Raw genomic sequence first — 15,400 nt, forward strand, 5'->3', positions numbered from 1 at the left:
CGGGGCCGGGCACCCGGTCTCACCCCGGCCACCGCGCCAGCCGCAGCCGGCTCTCGAACCGCCGGTGCTCACCCGTCACCGGATCCGTGAACTCCAGCGCCCGCGCCAGCAGCTGCAACGGCCGCGACCAGTCCTCCTCCGCCTCCGGCACCGCCTCCCGGACCACCGGATACAGCGGATCGTCCAGGATCGGCAGCCCGATCCCGCTCATGTGCACCCGCAGCTGATGGGTACGCCCCGTCGTGGGCCGCAGCCGGTAGCCGCCCACTCCGCCCGCGTGCGCCACCAGCTCGATCCGGCTCTCGCTGTTCGGCTCCCCCGCTTCCTCCCACGCCGCGGGCACCCCCGGCACCTTCACGATCCGGCTGCGCACCGTCCGGGGCAGCGCCACCCCCGGGTCGTACGCGGCGACCGCCTCGTACTCCTTGCGCACCAGCCGGTCCCGGAACAGCGTCTGGTACGCCCCCCGGTCCCCGGGCCGCACCACGAACAGCACCAGCCCCGCCGTCAGCCGGTCCAGCCGGTGCGCCGGCTGCAACAACGGCGACCCCAGCTCGTGCCGCAGCCGCGTCACCGCCGTCTGCGTGATGTGGGACCCGCGCGGCGTCGTCGCCAGGAAGTGCGGCTTGTCCACGACGATCAGCCGCTCGTCCCGGTGCACGACCCCGATCACCCCCGGCACCGCCCGCTCCGGCGCGAAGTCCCGGTGGAACCAGAGCACCCGCCCCACCTCGTACGGCTCGTCCGCCGCGACCACCCCGGCCAGTGAGACGACCTGCCCCCGCGCGAACAACTCCCCGACCCGCTCCGCCCCGATCGCCCGGCCGTACCGCGCCACGAAGTGGTCGTACACCGTCCGCCACACCCCACCGGGATCCTCCGGCAGCCGGACCCGGACGGGATCCACCCCCTGCCGCTGCGGAAGAGGAGAGGGGGGCGGTGCCTGGTGTCTGCGTCTCACCGGGCGACTCTATGCCGGGCTCACGGCCATGACCGTCCCGCCGCATCCGGTCGGGGACGCCCCGGCGTGACATCGAGAGCGGGCTGCACCACAGAGGTTTATGCGACAACGCCAATATCGGCGTGACCGCGTGGACGGCGGTGGCGCTCTCTCCGTACGGTCGTGGAGCCGTCCCGCGAGGGGGCGGGGGACAGGGGGTTTCACCATATGGCTCGTGAGGAACTGACCCGACTCACTGGAAACGGCGACGGCGACGGCAACGGAGGGCCGTGCGGCAAGGACGACTGCCCGAACGTCTACCGCACTTCGTCCGGCTCCATCGTCGTCCAGGGCGGCGTGTCCAAGGCGTTCCAGCCCCCGGAGGGGGAAGGTCTTGTCGAGATCCCCGAGGACATCCTGAGGGAGGCCGTCCGTGCTCTTGGCCGGTGAAGAGTGGGCTGCACGCTTCGAGGGCTTCCAGTGGGAGGCCTGGCGCCTTGAGGCCCTGCCGCAGTATCTGATGCCGCAGGAAGCCGAGGAGCTTCAGGCGTTCCGCGACGGCGCACGTATCGACCCGGCCACGGTCCACAACGAGTACACGGACCGGCTCCGCCGACAGGCCACGGAGGGGCGCGCTCAAGGCCGCGTCCACGTCGTCACGCGGCCTCTGTCCGAGTACCTACGGTTCGAGTTCGCCCAGTACTACCGGCCGCACCTGCTGGCTGGGGAGCAGATTCGCATTCTCGACGTGACCGACCGAACCAACCCCCTCGATGGGGTTCAAGACTTCTGGATGTTCGATCGATCGGAAGTCGTGCTCATGAACTATGAGTCTGACGGGAAGCAGATCAACCGCGAGGTATTCGAGGGCGACGTGGCCCCGTTCATCCGTTACCAGCGAATCGCGGTGGCTGAGTCCGTGCCCTTCGAGGAGTACGTGAAGGGTCTTGACCTTTGAGCCTGAACGGCTGGGTCAGTCCAGGTCAGACCTAGCGGAAGCACTGCGAAGCCTGCGGAAGCGGGCCGGGAGAACCCAGACCTGGCTCGCCCGCCGCTGCAGCATGTCACAAACCAAGGTCAGTATCATCGAGAGCGGGAAAATCAATCCCGCCATTGTCGATGTCGATCTGATCCTTGAAGCGCTTGGAGTCGATGATCCGACAGCCTCGCAGGTCCTTGAACTGGTTCGTACGGCGAATACCGAATGGCAGGATCATTGGTCTTCGCGGCGTCGAGGTCTCGACAAGAAGCAGAACGAGCTGGCCGGGCTCGAAAAAGTCACAACAGAGTTTCGGTTCTTCCTGCTCTCGGCGGTCACAGGGCTACTGGCTACACCGGATTATGTGCGTGCCAGCATCGCGGAGGTTCCCGGAGATCAGTCCAGGACCATCGCGAAGAAGCTGGAACGTCAGAGCGTCCTCTGTGACTCGTCGAAGTCGTTCACGTTCCTGCTGACGGAACAAGCCGTTCGCTGGCCCTTGCTGCCACCTCTGGCCATGGCCACGCAGCTCGACCGACTGGCTACGGTCTCTCGAATTCCGAACATTCGACTCGGGGTCATCCCCCTGGCCGGTCGCATTCCAGAGATGCCGCTGAACACCTTCACGGTCTACGACCGGCGACTGGCCACCGTGGAGACCGGCACCGGTGCATTGATCCTGCGGGACCGTCGCAACGTGAATGCGTACCGCGAGGACTTCGAGAGGTACGAGTCGTACGCGCTGTTCGGAGACGAGTGCAGAGAACTCCTGAACGAGTGGTCCACGGTCTTTACCCGACAACACGAATAACGCTGGAGGTCCCGCTTCGGCAGCCCGAGGATGTACTCATCCGGCCGAACCGGAGCAATGCCAGGCTTGAGCCTGCCCCGTCACCGACCTCACAGGAAGGCATACCCATGCCCGGAAGCGACCTGTACAACCTGCCTATCGACGGAGCCACGTTCTTCAAGGCGTGCGGGGGCAATACGCACCCGGACGGGGAGTCGTGCGCGACGCTCGCGAAGATCGGCCCGGACGCGTGGGCGCTGGGCGACGACAAGCGCCCCGACATGGCCCCGCTGCGTTTCACGACTGCCGAACTGGACGCGGCCGGTATCGACCCGGCGCGGTTCGGTCTGTCGGCCTGACGGCCGCTCCTTCGGCGGCCGGTCCTGGTTTTTCCCCCGAGGGCTGGGACCGGTCGCCGCTCTCCTGCTCCTGCGTTGAACGGAACAGCAGTTGCATCACCACGGCTACCTGTGGACCGGATCCAAGCAGTGGTTCGATGACGAGGCACTGAGACGGCCCCCACACCCTGATGCACCCCCGGCAGACGGCAAGCCGGAGCTGATCCAGCGGCACAGGGAAGTGAAGGCGGAGTTCCCCGTCGTGGACCTTCCTCCGCTCGAAACGGCGTACTGGCTGATCAAGCCGGGGAAGTCGGTTCGGGGCACCTGGTCGGAGCCGAAGGAGGCAGCCGAGTGGCTCGGCCTCCAGCTGATCGAGTACGCGCCTCGGTTCGTCTGCGAGCGCGACCGTGACACCACCCGCCTGTCGGTCCTTGTGGTGTCGGCTGCCGAGCGGCTGGCGTGGGGCGGGGACGTGTCGCACGGCTTCTACCTGGAGCGGCCCGCGTTCCTGTCGGTGGCCCTGGTGACGTGTTCCCCCAACCGTGCCGCGCCGGACACCCCCTGCCCGGTGGGCGGGCGTTGAAGATCATGAACGATCGGGCCGGGAAACCTTCCGGGCCGCTGGTCACGCGGTTGGTCACAGCGCTGCTCTGAAATGCAAAAAACCCCAGATCAACTGGGGTTTTCTACTGGTGTCCGAGGGGGGACTTGAACCCCCACGCCCGATAAAGGGCACTAGCACCTCAAGCTAGCGCGTCTGCCATTCCGCCACCCGGACCGGGTGTCTGCCGTTCGGCCTGGGCCGTTCCGACGAGGAAAACCATAGCAAACATTCGGGGCCCCCGATCACGCCCCCCGGCACGCCCCCGGCCACCGGCGGGCGCCCCCGGTGGCCGGGCGCGACATGCGTGGACGGCGGGCACCGGCCCTTGGGGTGCGGAGCGGGGCGGGGGAGGATGGGGACGGAAGAAGCAGCAGCGAGAGCGGGAGGAATCAGGGTGAGCGAATCGAACACGGCAGCCCGTGCCGTTTCGGGCCAGGACGAGGTCGTCGACCTCTGCCGCGAGCTGATCCGGATCGACACCAGCAACTACGGCGACCACTCGGGACCCGGGGAACGCGGGGCGGCGGAGTACGTCGCGGAGAAGCTGGCCGAGGTCGGGCTCGAACCCCGGATCATCGAGTCCCACCCGGGCCGCGCCTCCACGGTCGCGCGGATCGAGGGCGAGGACCCCTCCCGGCCCGCGCTGCTCATCCACGGCCACACCGACGTCGTCCCGGCCAACGCCGCCGACTGGACGCACCACCCCTTCTCCGGCGAGATCGCCGACGGCTGCGTCTGGGGCCGGGGCGCCGTCGACATGAAGGACATGGACGCGATGACGCTGGCCGTCGTCCGCGACCGGCTGCGCACCGGGCGCAAGCCCCCGCGCGACATCGTCCTCGCCTTCCTCGCCGACGAGGAGGCCGGCGGCACCTACGGCGCCCGCCATCTGGTCGACAAGCACCCCGACCTCTTCGAGGGCGTCACCGAGGCCATCGGCGAGGTCGGCGGCTTCTCCTTCACCGTCAACGAGCAGCTGCGGCTCTATCTGGTCGAGACGGCCCAGAAGGGCATGCACTGGATGCGGCTCACCGTCGACGGCACCGCCGGACACGGCTCCATGACCAACAACGACAACGCCATCACCGAGCTGTGCGAGGCCGTCGGCCGGCTCGGCCGCCACCAGTGGCCGGTCCGCGTGACCAAGACCGTACGGTCCTTCCTGGACGAGCTGTCCGACGCGCTCGGCACCCCCCTCGACCCCGAGGACATGGACGCCACCCTCGCCAAGCTGGGCGGCATCGCCAAGATGGTCGGCGCGACCCTGCGCAACTCCGCCGCGCCCACCATGCTCGGCGCCGGCTACAAGGTCAATGTGATCCCCGGCCAGGCCACCGCCCACGTCGACGGGCGTTTCCTGCCCGGGTACGAGGAGGAGTTCCTGGCCGACCTCGACCGGCTGCTCGGCCCCCGCGTCCGGCGCGAGGACGTGCACGCCGACAAGGCGCTGGAGACCAGCTTCGACGGCAGTCTCGTGGACGCCATCCAGAGCGCCCTGCGCGCCGAGGACCCCATCGCGCGGGCCGTCCCGTACATGCTCTCCGGCGGAACCGACGCCAAGTCCTTCGACGACCTCGGGATCCGCTGCTTCGGCTTCGCCCCGCTCCGGCTCCCGCCCGAGCTGGACTTCGCAGGGATGTTCCACGGCGTGGACGAGCGCGTCCCCGTGGACGGTCTGAAGTTCGGTGTGCGCGTGCTTGACCGGTTCATCGACCAGTGCTGAAACCGGATCGGGTGACGCCCGCCGGGCCACCCCGAAAAGACACTCCCATAATCGCCACTGTGTACGTGGCTGACTGAAAAGAGTGAAAGGAACATCGGGCTCGTAGCCCTGCTCCCGACTCCTTCGTTACAGGTGGTGCGGTCCGTGGCTGGGACCGCACAGCCAACAAGGAGGAAGAATGATCAAGAAGGTTGTCGCCGTCGCGGCTGCCACCGGGAGCCTGATGCTCGCTGGTGCGGGCGTGGCCCTGGCCGACGCCGGTGCCCAGGGCGCCGCCGTGGGTTCCCCCGGTGTTCTCTCCGGGAATGTGGTCCAGGTCCCCGTACATGTGCCGGTGAACGTCTGCGGCAACACGGTCGACGTCATCGCTCTGCTGAACCCTGCCTTCGGCAACACCTGCGTCAACGCTTGATGTGCTGACTCGACCCATCGGGGTCTGGGTTTCAACCCGGGCGGTCCCCGAGTGCGTGCCAGGCACTCCGGGACCGCCCGGCATTTTCCGCTCCCGGGCAGAGCGCCCGGAGGTCCGAGAAGGCAGGAAAACAGCTATGCGACAGGTCACGCGCAAGGGCCTGATCACCATCGTCGCCGCGGGCGGAGCACTCGCCCTCGGCGGCGGGTACGCGCACGCCGGGTCCGACGCGTCCGGGGCGGCCGTGGGCTCGCCGGGCGTCGGCTCAGGCAACGCCGTCCAGGTACCCGTCCATGTGCCGGTCAACGCCTGCGGCAATTCGGTGAACCTCATCGGTCTGCTGAACCCCTCGTTCGGCAACAACTGCGTCAACGAGTCGAGCGGTCCGGCCGTGCCGCCGCCCGTCGCCCCTCCGGGCGGCCCGGGCACCCCGCCCGGCGGGCTCCCGCCCGTGGCGGTCCCGACCGGTGGCGGGGCGACGGCGAGCGGGGTGGCGGCGGGCTCGCCCGGCGTCGGCTCCGGCAATGTCGTCCAGGTCCCCGTCGAGGTGCCGGTCAACGCCTGCGGCAACAGCGTCGACGCCGGCGGAGTGCTGAACCCCACGTTCGGGAACGAGTGCGTCAACGAGTCGGCCGCGCCCCCGGTGGTGCCCCCGCCGGTGAAGCCCCCGACCCCGCCCGTGAAGCCGCCCACGCCGCCGGTGAAGCCCCCGACCCCGCCCGTGAAGCCGCCCACGCCAGGCAACCCCGTGAAGCCGCCCACCCCGTCGGAACCAGGAGGCCCCACCCCCAACGAGCCCAAGGCACAGCTGGCCGAGACCGGATCCGGCTCGCTCGGTGTGATCATCCCGGTCGGCGCGGGCATGCTGCTCGCCGGAGCGGTCCTCTACCGCCGCGCCCGCACGTCGGCTGCCCAGTAGTCCCCGATTCCCAGGGGTCCAGGAGGCCGAGGGGGACCGGCGGGTTGCACGGGTTCCGTGGATCCCCCCAGGACCCCGGGCCTCCCCAGGGGCCCCGGATCACGCATCGGAGTGGGTCTCGCATCGGCGGGACCCGCTCCCCACATCGCGTCCGGCCGGGCCGCCACCGCTCACCAGGTGGCGCGCAACTGGCGGATGATCCGCCTCCGCAGCCGCACCCGGCGGCTTCCGTCCCGGTGCAGCCGCAGCCGGTCCAATTCCCAGTGTCCGTACTCGGCATGGTCGGTCAGCAGGCGTGCCGCCTCGGCGCGGGAGACCCCGCGCGGCACGTACACGTCGACAAATTCGTATTCCGGCATCGCATCTATTGTGCGGGCACGGCCCCGGTACGGATAGCGTCTGCACTATGTCTGATGCTGCGCCGCCCACCGCTGCCGAGGTACGTGCCGCCGCCGAGGCGGTCAAAGCCGCACTGGACCGCCACCTCGCGGCCGTCGAGAACCGTACGGGAGAGGACGACCCGGCCGTCTACGACGCGTTCAACGCCCTCGCCGTCGCGGCCGAGGTCTACGACGAACGCCTCTACGACCGCTACGACGAGGTCACCCCCTTCGAGATCCCGGGCGCGGAGGAGGCCCTGCCGCCCTACGCGGGGCCGGAGGAGCCCAGCGCGCTCAGCGTGCTGATCCGCCGTGACTACGCCGTCGTGGAGCCCGTACGGCTCCTCGCCCAGGCCCGGCGCATCGCCGATCTGGACCCCGACGAGGACACGCCCGAGCGCGACCGCGCGGCCGGTACCAGCGTGCATGCCGCGCTGGGGCTGGTCTTCGGGGAGTACGAGCCCGACGAGATCTCCTCCCGGCACAAGGAGTTCGGCCTGGAGGAGGGCGACTCCACGCTCTGGATCTCCGCCCTCGACGAGCTGCCCGAGCCCGGGGACTGGCTGAGCACGCCCTTCGAGCAGGCGGACCCGCAGCGGGTGGTGATCCGCTACGACGTCAGCTCCGTCTTCGACGACGAGGACCGGGAGGCGTACGACACGGACGACGGGTACGGGCCCGGCGGCCCCGTCGCGGGCGCCGTGGCCGACGATCTCGTGGACGGTGACGACCTCGCCGACGACGTGGACGACCCTGTCGACGTGGCCGAGGACGATGCCGAGGACGGCGACGGCGACGGCGACACCATCGGCGAGGGCGGCCTCAGCGGCGCGGAGGGGCCGGGCAGCGGCGCCCGGTCCGGCCCGGGGCGCTGAGCGCGCCCCTCCCACGGCCCCGTACGGCCCGCCCCCACCCCACGGTGCGGGCGGGCCGACCCGTACCCCGGTCCCGATCAGCCGGCCGGCTCCAGCAGGGACGTCAGCAACCCCTGGAGGCGGGTGGTCCGGGGCTGCGCGGGAATCTCGGCGACGGCGCGGGGCAGCGCCTGGTCGACCCCGTGCACCACGGAGAGATGGCGCTCGCCCCGGCTGAACGCCGTGTACACCCACGGACGGCTCAGCCCCGGCGCCGCGTCACCCGGAAGCACCACGACCACGGCGGGCCAGCGCAGGCCCACCGCCTGGTGCGCGGTCAGCGCCCAGCCGTGCCGCAGGGACGCGGCCACCCGCTCCCTCGGCACGGTCACCCGCTCGCCCGCGCACTCCAGCCGGAGCCCCTCGGCGTCCGCCGAGACCACCGTCCCGGGCACGGTCCGGCCCGGCGCGGGGGAGTGGGCGACCCGGTCCCCGGGGTCGAAGCCGGCGAACCGGCCGGGACCCGGGTTCAGCCGCTGCTTCAGGGCCGCGTTGAGCGCGCGGGTGCCCGCCGAACCGCCATGGCCGACGGTGATCACCTGCGTCCGGTCGGCCGGCACCCCGATGGCCCGGGGCACCGAGTCCGCGACGAGCTGCACCGTACGGTGCACCGCCTCGCCCGCGTCCCGCACCGGGACGATGACGACCTCCTTGCCCGGGGCCTCGACCCGCGTCAGCTCGCCGACGCCGATCCCCGACACCAGCTCGCCGATCGGCCCCGGATCCGGCGTCCGCGAGACCACCCGGGGACAGACCGCCGCCGCCAGCAGATCACCGAACACCCGGCCCGCGCCCGCCGCGCCCAGCTGCCCGGGGTCACCGCTGAGGACCAGCCGGGCGCCGTCCGGCAGCGACTCCACCAGCATCGCCGCGCCCTCCACATCGAGGAGCTGCGCATCCAGCACGACGAGCAGATCCAGCGCCAGGGCGCCGTCCGCGTCCCGGCCGGGCCCCTGGGCGTCCGTGAGGAGCCCGGTGACGGTCACGGCCGCCGGGCCCACGGCCGCCCTGCCGTGCTCGCCGTGGACGGCGACCACCGGGCGCAGCCCCAGCTGTGCCGCCGCGCGGGCCAGCGCGACCGGCTCCGCGCGGGCCGCCTCACCGCCGGTGTGCGCGACCAGGCCGCTCGCCGTGACCGCCCGCACCAGCTCGGTGGGGTCGGCCGCCTCCCAGCGCGCGTCCGCCCCGGCGCGGGCGAGCCGGGCCAGACCGTCGGCCAGGCTCTCCTCCGCGAGCGCGTACCGGTCGAGCCCCAGGAGCACCGGAGCCGCCTCCGCGATCGGCCCGTCCGGGTCCTGACCGTCCTCGTCCGGATCCGGTACGGGCCCGTCCTCGCCGGCCGCCTGCTCCGCCGGGTCACCGGGGCCGTCCTGGAACGCCAGCACCGCTCCCTCGGCGATCGCCCGCTCCAGCGCCCCGTCGGGGTCCGGGACCCGGCGCTCGGCCAGGGCTCCGCGTACCGCCGCCACCGCCAGCGCGGTGTGCCCCTCCAGGGCCGCGCTCTCCAGCCGCCAGGTGACCAGGGCGTTCGTCCGCCGCTCGTCCTCGGGGGCGCAGGCGTCGCCGAGGAGGGCACGGGCGAACCCGTCGGCCTGCTCGGGCCGCACCCCGGGGACGGACAGCAGCTGCCACGGGTCCTCGCGCAGTACGCCGGCGGCCTGCTCGCCCAGCGCGGCGACCGCCCCCGCCGCGAGCGCCTCGGGGGCGCCGCCCTCCCGGAGCACGTCCCCGGTGGCGGCGACGGCCTCGGGGGAGGCGGCCGGCCGGGCCACCGGGCGCGGCGCCGGTGCCGACCGCGCGGCCCGGGCCGCCTGCGGCTCCCGGACCGGCGCGGCCGACCGGGCGGCGGGTGCCTCCCCGGGCGCGGGCTCGAAGAACGCGCCGCCGTGCTTGTCCCCGCTCTCCACCGCCCGTACGGCCGCGAGCAGATCGGCAGCGGTGCCGCTCAGCTTGGCCCCGGCGGTGACCGGGCCGCCACGCTCCGCCTTCCGCCGCTCGATCCGCTCCCGCAGCTCCCGCTGCGCCGCCAGCTCGGCCTGCGCCTCACTGACCGCCCCGGCGTCGGCCGCCGCCTCCGTGCCGGACGTATCCGCCGCCGGGGCGCCGGGCCGCTCCTGCTCCTCGTCCTGCTCCTCGTCCTGGTCCTGGTCCTGCTCCGTGGGTACGGGTACGGCCTCGTCGGCCCCCTCGGACGCCGTCTCCGGGCCGCCGTTCGCTGCTTCCACGCCGGACTCCTCCTTCTGCGCGGGGGCACCGCTGCTCTCGCGGTCCGTATCCGGGTCCGCTTCCGCTCCAGCGGGCCGTCCGTCGGGGGCCGTTCGCTCCGTGGGGCCGGCCGGGCTCGGGTCCGCGTCCGGCTGCGGGGCGCCGGAGCGGCGCCGCTCCGCAGAAGTCGGTTCGTCGTTGTCAGCGGTCCCACGGCCTGCGTCGCCCACGCCGGCGGGCCGCCCGCCGGGGTCCGTGGCCGTGGGCGCGGCGTCACCGGTGTCGTCGGATCCCCGGTCCGCGCCGTCTGCCGTGGTCTTGGGAGTGTTCCCGGCCCGTGCTGTCGTCTCCGGGTCACCGGGTCGGTCGGGCTCCGCCGGTGCGGCTGCGGCGCCGTCGGACGTGCGGTCCGCGCCGGATGCCGCTGCCGTGCCCGTCCCGGGCGCTTCCTTCGGCGCCGCCCCTGACTTCCCTGCTGGTCGGCTGTCCGGCTCCGTGGCCGTGGGCGCGGCGTCACCGGTGTCGTCGGATTCGCGGTCCGCGCCGTCTGCCGTGGCTTTCGGAACGCTCCCGGCCCGTGCTGTCGTCTCCGGGTTGTCGGGTCGGTCCGGATCCGCCGGTGCGGGTACGGCGTCACCGGTGTCGCCGGACGTGTGGTCCGCGCCGTCTGCCGATGCCCCTTCCGCCCCGGGCTTCCCTTGCGGGCCGCCAGAGCGCCGGTCCTTGCGCTTCGCGCCGCGCGCCGCCGACGCCGCAGCCGTGCCGGTCTTCCGCTTCCCGCCGCGCGCGGGGGCGCCGGGACCCTCCGGCGCCGTGGTGCCGGGCGCGGGCCCGGTCGACTGGGTCGGCTCCGGCGTGGCAGGGCCGGGGTGCGGCCCCCGGGGAGAGGCGGTCACAGCGTGCTCCAGTCGTGATCGGGATAGCGGTGCAGGGGCGCCGACACATCGTCCAGCGCCCGGCAGATCTCGTCAGGAAGCGTAAGGGCCTCCACTGACAGTGCCGCCGCCAGCTGCCGCGCGTCGCGCGCGCCGACGATGGGCGCGGCCACCCCCGGCCGGTCCCGCACCCACGCCAGCGCCACCTGGAGGGCCGTCGCCGCGAGGCCGTCCGCCGCCGTCAGGACCGCGTCGACGATGCTGGACGCCGTCTCGTCCAGATAGGGCTCCACGAACGGACCGAGCAGCTCCGACGCGCCGCGCGAGTCCGCCGGGGTGCCGTGCCGGTACTTCCCCGTCAGCACCCCGCGCCCCAGCGGCGACGACGGCAGCAGCCCGACCCCCAGGTCCAGCGCGGCGGGCAGCACCTCGCGCTCCACCCCGCGCTGGAGCAGCGAGTACTCCATCTGCGTCCCCGCGAGCCGGGCCCGCCCGCCGGGTGCGGCGAGCTGCCAGGCCGCCGCCTTGGCCAGCTGCCAGCCGCAGAAGCCCGCGACCCCCGCATACCGTGCCCGGCCGCTGCTCACCGCCGTGTCCAGCGCCTGGAGCGTCTCCTCCAGCGGGGTCCCGGGGTCGAAGCCGTGGATCTGCCACAGATCCACGTGGTCCGTCCCCAGCCGGGCCAGCGAGTCGTCGAGGGCGGCCAGCAGATGGCCGCGCGAGCCGTCGAACCGGCGGTCGGGGTCGGGCACACTGCCCGCCTTCGTCGCTATGACGAGGTCCCGCCGGGGCACCAGCCGCTCCAGCAGCTGGCCCAGGACGTACTCCGCCTCGCCGCCCCCGTACACATCGGCGGTGTCGACCAGGGTCCCGCCCGCCTCCCAGAACACCTTCAGCTGATCCGCCGCGTCCTGCTCGTCGGTGTCCCGCCCCCAGGTGAGGGTGCCGAGCCCGATCCGGGACACACGCAGGCCGGTCCGGCCGAGATGCCTCTGCTCCATGAGGGCTGAGACTACTGGCCGTACCCGCGCGAGCAGAGGCCCTGTGGACAACCGTCGCCGATCGCCGGCGGGACCCGGGTGCGGCCACCCCCCTGACGGATGGGCCCGTGCCGCGTTAGAGTCCCGGGAACACGGACGTTACTGATGAGTAAGAGGGAGTGGTCATGCGGCTCGGCATCAACCTCGGCTACTGGGGCGCGGGTATGGACGGCGACAATCTCGCGGTCGCCCAGGAGGCCGACAGGCTCGGCTACGACGTCTGCTGGGCCGCGGAGGCGTACGGCTCCGACGCCCCCACCGTCCTCGCCTGGGTCGCCGCCCAGACCGAGCGCATCGACGTCGGCTCCGCGATCCTCCAGATCCCGGCCCGGCAGCCCACCATGACGGCCATGACCGCCGCCACCCTCGACTCCCTGACCGGCGGCCGCTTCCGGCTTGGCCTCGGCGTCTCCGGCCCCCAGGTCTCCGAGGGCTGGTACGGCGTACGGTTCGACAAGCCGCTCGCCCGCACCCGCGAGTACGTCGAGATCGTGCGCCGCGCCATGAGCCGCGAACGCCTCACCCACCAGGGGCAGCACTGGACCCTCCCGCTCCCCGACGGCCCCGGCAAGCCCCTCAAGCTCACCGTCCATCCGCAGCGCGAGCACATCCCCCTCTACATCGCCGCCATCGGCCCCAAGAACCTGGAGCAGACCGGCGAGATCGCCGACGGCGCCCTGCTGATCTTCCCGGCCGCCGAGCACCTGGAGGCCACCGCGATCAGCCCGCTGCGGGCCGGCCGGGAGAAGGCCGGGAAGACCATGGACGGCTTCGACGTCTGTCCCACCGTGCCGCTCGCCGTCGGCGACGACATCACCGCGCTGGCGGACATGTTCCGCCCGTACACCGCCCTCTACGTCGGCGGCATGGGCAGCCGCAAGCAGAACTTCTACAACCAGCTCGCCCAACGGATGGGTTACGAGAAGGCCGCCGCCGAGATCCAGGACAAGTACCTCGACGGCGACAAGGACGGCGCGGCGGCTGCCGTACCGCACGAGCTGATCGACTCGACCACCCTCCTCGGCGGGATCGACCGGATCGCCGACGGCATGCGGGCCTACGCGGAGGCCGGGGTCACCACCCTGACGCTCGCCCCCGCCGGATTCACCCGCGACGAGCGGATCGCGGCACTCCGCGCCGGTACCGAGGCCCTGGAGCGCGCCGGGCTCGCCTGACCCCCGTACCGCCACCCGGCCGGTACGGCCCCATCTCCCCGTACCGGCCGGACCCCGGCGCAATCCCCCGTTCGGCCGCGTTTGGGGTGCCGAGCTGTTGCTCCGCCCACCCCACCGCAGTTGACTCGGATCCAGGGTGTCCACAGGAGGTGGCAGTGATGCTCTCGGCCCGCGGCCTGTTCCAGGAGATCATCGACGACGACCGGGCGTTCCAGCTCTTCTGCTCCATCGCCGCCAGCGGTGAGGCCCAGGGCGGCTGGGAGAACGGCCGCATCGCCGCCCTCGTCCCCGAGCGCATGCGCGCGCTGGCCCCCCGGATCGCCCGGCACGGCGCCGACGAGGACAAACACGGCCGGATCTTCAACGCCCTGCTCCGCAGACGCGGCCTCGACCCCGTCCCCGTGCCGCCCGGGACCGACTACACCATGCTGCTGGAACGCCAGGGCATCGGCCTCGCCCACGACAAGCTCCGCCGCGACGAGCCCCTGAGCGAGGAGGACATCGTCGTCTACCTCGCGCACAGCAGGGTCACCGAGCAGCGCGCCGCCGACCAGATGGACATGCTCGTCACGTACTTCGGCGACCATCCCGAACTGGGCCGCGCCATCAGGATGATCTGCGCGGACGAGGAGAACCACCTCGCCTACTGCCACGAGGAACTGCTCGGGCTCGCCGCCGCGGGACACGGCCGCACCATCCACCGCGTCCTGCGGCAGAGCGCCCTCGCCGAGATCGGCGTCTACCGCACGGTGAGCCTCGCCGTCATGGACCACATCGGCCGGCTGCTGCGCTGGCCCGGGGCCAAGTCCGCCGTCCTCGCCGCCGGCATCCACGGGATGTACGCGTACGAACGGATCGGCGGCTGGCACCGGATGGTCGGGCTCACGATGCCGGAGCGGCGGGGCGCCCTCGACGGGCCGCCCGCGCCCGCGCCCGCCGCCATCTGACCGCCGCCATCCGAACGGCAGCATCCCCGGGGGCCGCCCCTGCCGCCCACCCGCCGCCCCGCCGCGGTGGCGGGTGGGCGCCCCACCACTCGCGGGCGCCTCACATCCAGCCCCGCCGCTTGAACAGCCGGTGCAGCCCGTACACCGCCGTCGCCATCAGGACGAGCACCGCCGGATAGCCCCCCACCCAGCCCAGCTCCGGCATGTGCGCGAAGTTCATCCCGTAGATCCCCGCCACCAGCGTCGGCACCGCCGCCATCGCCGCCCACGCCGAGATCTTGCGCATGTCGTCGTTCTGCCGGACGCCCTGCTGCGCCAGATGGGCGGCGAAGATGTCCGACAGCAGCCGGTCCAACCCGTCCACCTGCTCGTTCACCCGGGTCAGATGGTCCGCGACATCGCGGAAGAAGAACCGCGCCCGCTCCGGGACGAACGGCACCCCCGCGCTCTCCAGCCGGTCCATCGGCTCCGCCAGCGGCCCGGCGGCCCGCCGGAACTCCAGCACCTGCCGCTTGAAGCCGTAGATCCGGGCCGCGGTGAGCCGGACCGCCGGCCCCGTCCCGCCGCCCGCCGGGGCGAACACCTCCGCCTCCAGCTCCTCCAGGTCGACCTGAAGCTCCCCCGCCACCTCGATGTAGTGGTCCACCACCGCGTCGGACACCGCGTACAGCACCGCCACCGGACCGTGCCGCAGCACCTCCGGGTCGCCCTCCAGCCGCCGCCGCACCGCCGCCAGCGGGGCGCCCTCGCCGTGCCGCACCGTCACCACGAACGAGTCCCCGATGAACAGCATCAGCTCGCCCGAGCTGACCGTGTCCCCCTCCGGTTCGTACACCACGGGCTTGAGGACCACGAACAACGAGTCGTCGTACACGTCCAGCTTGGGCCGCTGATGCGCCCGCAGCGCGTCCTCCACCGCCAGCGGATGCAACCCGAACTCGACGCTGACCAGGTGGAACTCGTCCTCCGTCGGCTCCAGCACACCGATCCACACAAACGCGTCGCCGCCCGCCCGGCACAGCGCGAGGGCGGCCGGGAGGTCTGTGAGATCCGCGGGATCCGCCGGACCCCCGGTCCTGCGCCCGTCGCGGTACACCGCGCAATCCACGATCACAGTGCGTATACTCCCGTGCGCACCACCCCGCCGCACCCCGGC

Annotated in this window: 16 protein-coding genes and 1 tRNA gene; 11 read left to right on the forward strand and 6 right to left on the reverse strand. The window is 72.5% G+C overall.

Going from position 1 to position 15,400, the window contains the following annotated elements:
• Window positions 1-19 precede the first annotated feature (19 nt).
• Window positions 20-961: a pseudouridine synthase gene (locus SYYSPA8_RS18115; protein ID WP_323448247.1), complete on the reverse strand. Its 942-nt coding sequence runs from the start codon at window positions 959-961 to the stop codon at window positions 20-22.
• Window positions 962-1,168: 207 nt separating this feature from the next.
• Between SYYSPA8_RS18115 and SYYSPA8_RS18120 the strand changes: the two genes are divergently transcribed.
• From SYYSPA8_RS18120 to SYYSPA8_RS18140, 5 genes are all read left to right on the forward strand, one after another.
• Window positions 1,169-1,390: a hypothetical protein gene (locus SYYSPA8_RS18120; protein ID WP_323448248.1), complete on the forward strand. Its 222-nt coding sequence runs from the start codon at window positions 1,169-1,171 to the stop codon at window positions 1,388-1,390.
• Window positions 1,374-1,898 carry a DUF6879 family protein gene (locus SYYSPA8_RS18125; protein WP_323448249.1) on the forward strand — a complete coding sequence of 175 codons (525 nt, stop codon included), beginning with the start codon at window positions 1,374-1,376 and terminating at the stop codon, window positions 1,896-1,898. The genes SYYSPA8_RS18120 and SYYSPA8_RS18125 overlap by 17 nt, the downstream gene beginning before the upstream one ends.
• Window positions 1,888-2,730: a helix-turn-helix domain-containing protein gene (locus tag SYYSPA8_RS18130; RefSeq protein WP_323448250.1), complete on the forward strand. Its 843-nt coding sequence runs from the start codon at window positions 1,888-1,890 to the stop codon at window positions 2,728-2,730. The genes SYYSPA8_RS18125 and SYYSPA8_RS18130 overlap by 11 nt, the downstream gene beginning before the upstream one ends.
• Before the next feature lie 107 nt (window positions 2,731-2,837).
• Entirely contained in the window at window positions 2,838-3,068 is a 231-nt protein-coding gene (locus tag SYYSPA8_RS18135) for a DUF397 domain-containing protein (RefSeq protein ID WP_323448251.1), read from the forward strand.
• Between the two features lie 91 nt (window positions 3,069-3,159).
• Window positions 3,160-3,633, forward strand: coding sequence for a hypothetical protein (locus tag SYYSPA8_RS18140; protein ID WP_323448252.1), 474 nt, complete (start codon window positions 3,160-3,162; stop codon window positions 3,631-3,633).
• Window positions 3,634-3,740: 107 nt separating this feature from the next.
• Here the strand turns inward: SYYSPA8_RS18140 and SYYSPA8_RS18145 are convergent.
• Window positions 3,741-3,828 (reverse strand) — tRNA-Leu (locus SYYSPA8_RS18145).
• Window positions 3,829-4,048: 220 nt separating this feature from the next.
• On the opposite strand from SYYSPA8_RS18145, the gene SYYSPA8_RS18150 reads away from it, so the two are divergent.
• From SYYSPA8_RS18150 to SYYSPA8_RS18160, 3 genes are all read left to right on the forward strand, one after another.
• Window positions 4,049-5,377, forward strand: coding sequence for a M20/M25/M40 family metallo-hydrolase (locus tag SYYSPA8_RS18150; protein WP_323448253.1), 1,329 nt, complete (start codon window positions 4,049-4,051; stop codon window positions 5,375-5,377).
• Between the two features lie 178 nt (window positions 5,378-5,555).
• Window positions 5,556-5,789: a chaplin gene (locus tag SYYSPA8_RS18155; protein ID WP_323448254.1), complete on the forward strand. Its 234-nt coding sequence runs from the start codon at window positions 5,556-5,558 to the stop codon at window positions 5,787-5,789.
• A 136-nt stretch (window positions 5,790-5,925) separates the two neighbouring features.
• On the forward strand, window positions 5,926-6,708 hold the full coding sequence (locus tag SYYSPA8_RS18160; protein WP_323448255.1) for a chaplin: 783 nt from the start codon (window positions 5,926-5,928) through the stop codon (window positions 6,706-6,708).
• A gap of 170 nt (window positions 6,709-6,878) precedes the next feature.
• On the opposite strand, the gene SYYSPA8_RS18165 is transcribed toward SYYSPA8_RS18160, so the two are convergent.
• A complete protein-coding gene (locus SYYSPA8_RS18165; protein WP_323448256.1) occupies window positions 6,879-7,067 on the reverse strand; it encodes a DUF5703 family protein in 189 nt (62 codons plus the stop codon).
• A 47-nt stretch (window positions 7,068-7,114) separates the two neighbouring features.
• On the opposite strand from SYYSPA8_RS18165, the gene SYYSPA8_RS18170 reads away from it, so the two are divergent.
• Entirely contained in the window at window positions 7,115-7,963 is an 849-nt protein-coding gene (locus SYYSPA8_RS18170) for a hypothetical protein (RefSeq protein ID WP_323448257.1), read from the forward strand.
• Between the two features lie 77 nt (window positions 7,964-8,040).
• Here the strand turns inward: SYYSPA8_RS18170 and SYYSPA8_RS18175 are convergent, their stop codons facing one another.
• Together SYYSPA8_RS18175 and SYYSPA8_RS18180 are read right to left on the reverse strand one after the other, a co-directional pair.
• Entirely contained in the window at window positions 8,041-10,437 is a 2,397-nt protein-coding gene (locus SYYSPA8_RS18175; RefSeq protein ID WP_407706033.1) for a helix-hairpin-helix domain-containing protein, read from the reverse strand.
• 662 nt (window positions 10,438-11,099) lie between these two features.
• Window positions 11,100-12,083, reverse strand: coding sequence for an aldo/keto reductase (locus SYYSPA8_RS18180; RefSeq protein WP_323448259.1), 984 nt, complete (start codon window positions 12,081-12,083; stop codon window positions 11,100-11,102).
• A gap of 164 nt (window positions 12,084-12,247) precedes the next feature.
• Between SYYSPA8_RS18180 and SYYSPA8_RS18185 the strand changes: the two genes are divergently transcribed.
• Together SYYSPA8_RS18185 and SYYSPA8_RS18190 are read left to right on the forward strand one after the other, a co-directional pair.
• Window positions 12,248-13,297, forward strand: coding sequence for an LLM class F420-dependent oxidoreductase (locus SYYSPA8_RS18185; protein WP_323448260.1), 1,050 nt, complete (start codon window positions 12,248-12,250; stop codon window positions 13,295-13,297).
• Window positions 13,298-13,455: 158 nt separating this feature from the next.
• Window positions 13,456-14,244: a ferritin-like domain-containing protein gene (locus SYYSPA8_RS18190; protein WP_323448261.1), complete on the forward strand. Its 789-nt coding sequence runs from the start codon at window positions 13,456-13,458 to the stop codon at window positions 14,242-14,244.
• A gap of 100 nt (window positions 14,245-14,344) precedes the next feature.
• Here SYYSPA8_RS18190 and SYYSPA8_RS18195 read toward each other — a convergent pair whose 3' ends face one another.
• Window positions 14,345-15,367 (reverse strand): magnesium and cobalt transport protein CorA, encoded by a 1,023-nt coding sequence (locus SYYSPA8_RS18195; RefSeq protein WP_323448508.1) that lies wholly within the window; start codon window positions 15,365-15,367, stop codon window positions 14,345-14,347.
• Between the last annotated feature and the right edge of the window lie 33 nt (window positions 15,368-15,400).

Source organism: Streptomyces yaizuensis, assembly GCF_034961445.1.
Lineage (GTDB): Bacteria > Actinomycetota > Actinomycetes > Streptomycetales > Streptomycetaceae > Streptomyces > Streptomyces yaizuensis.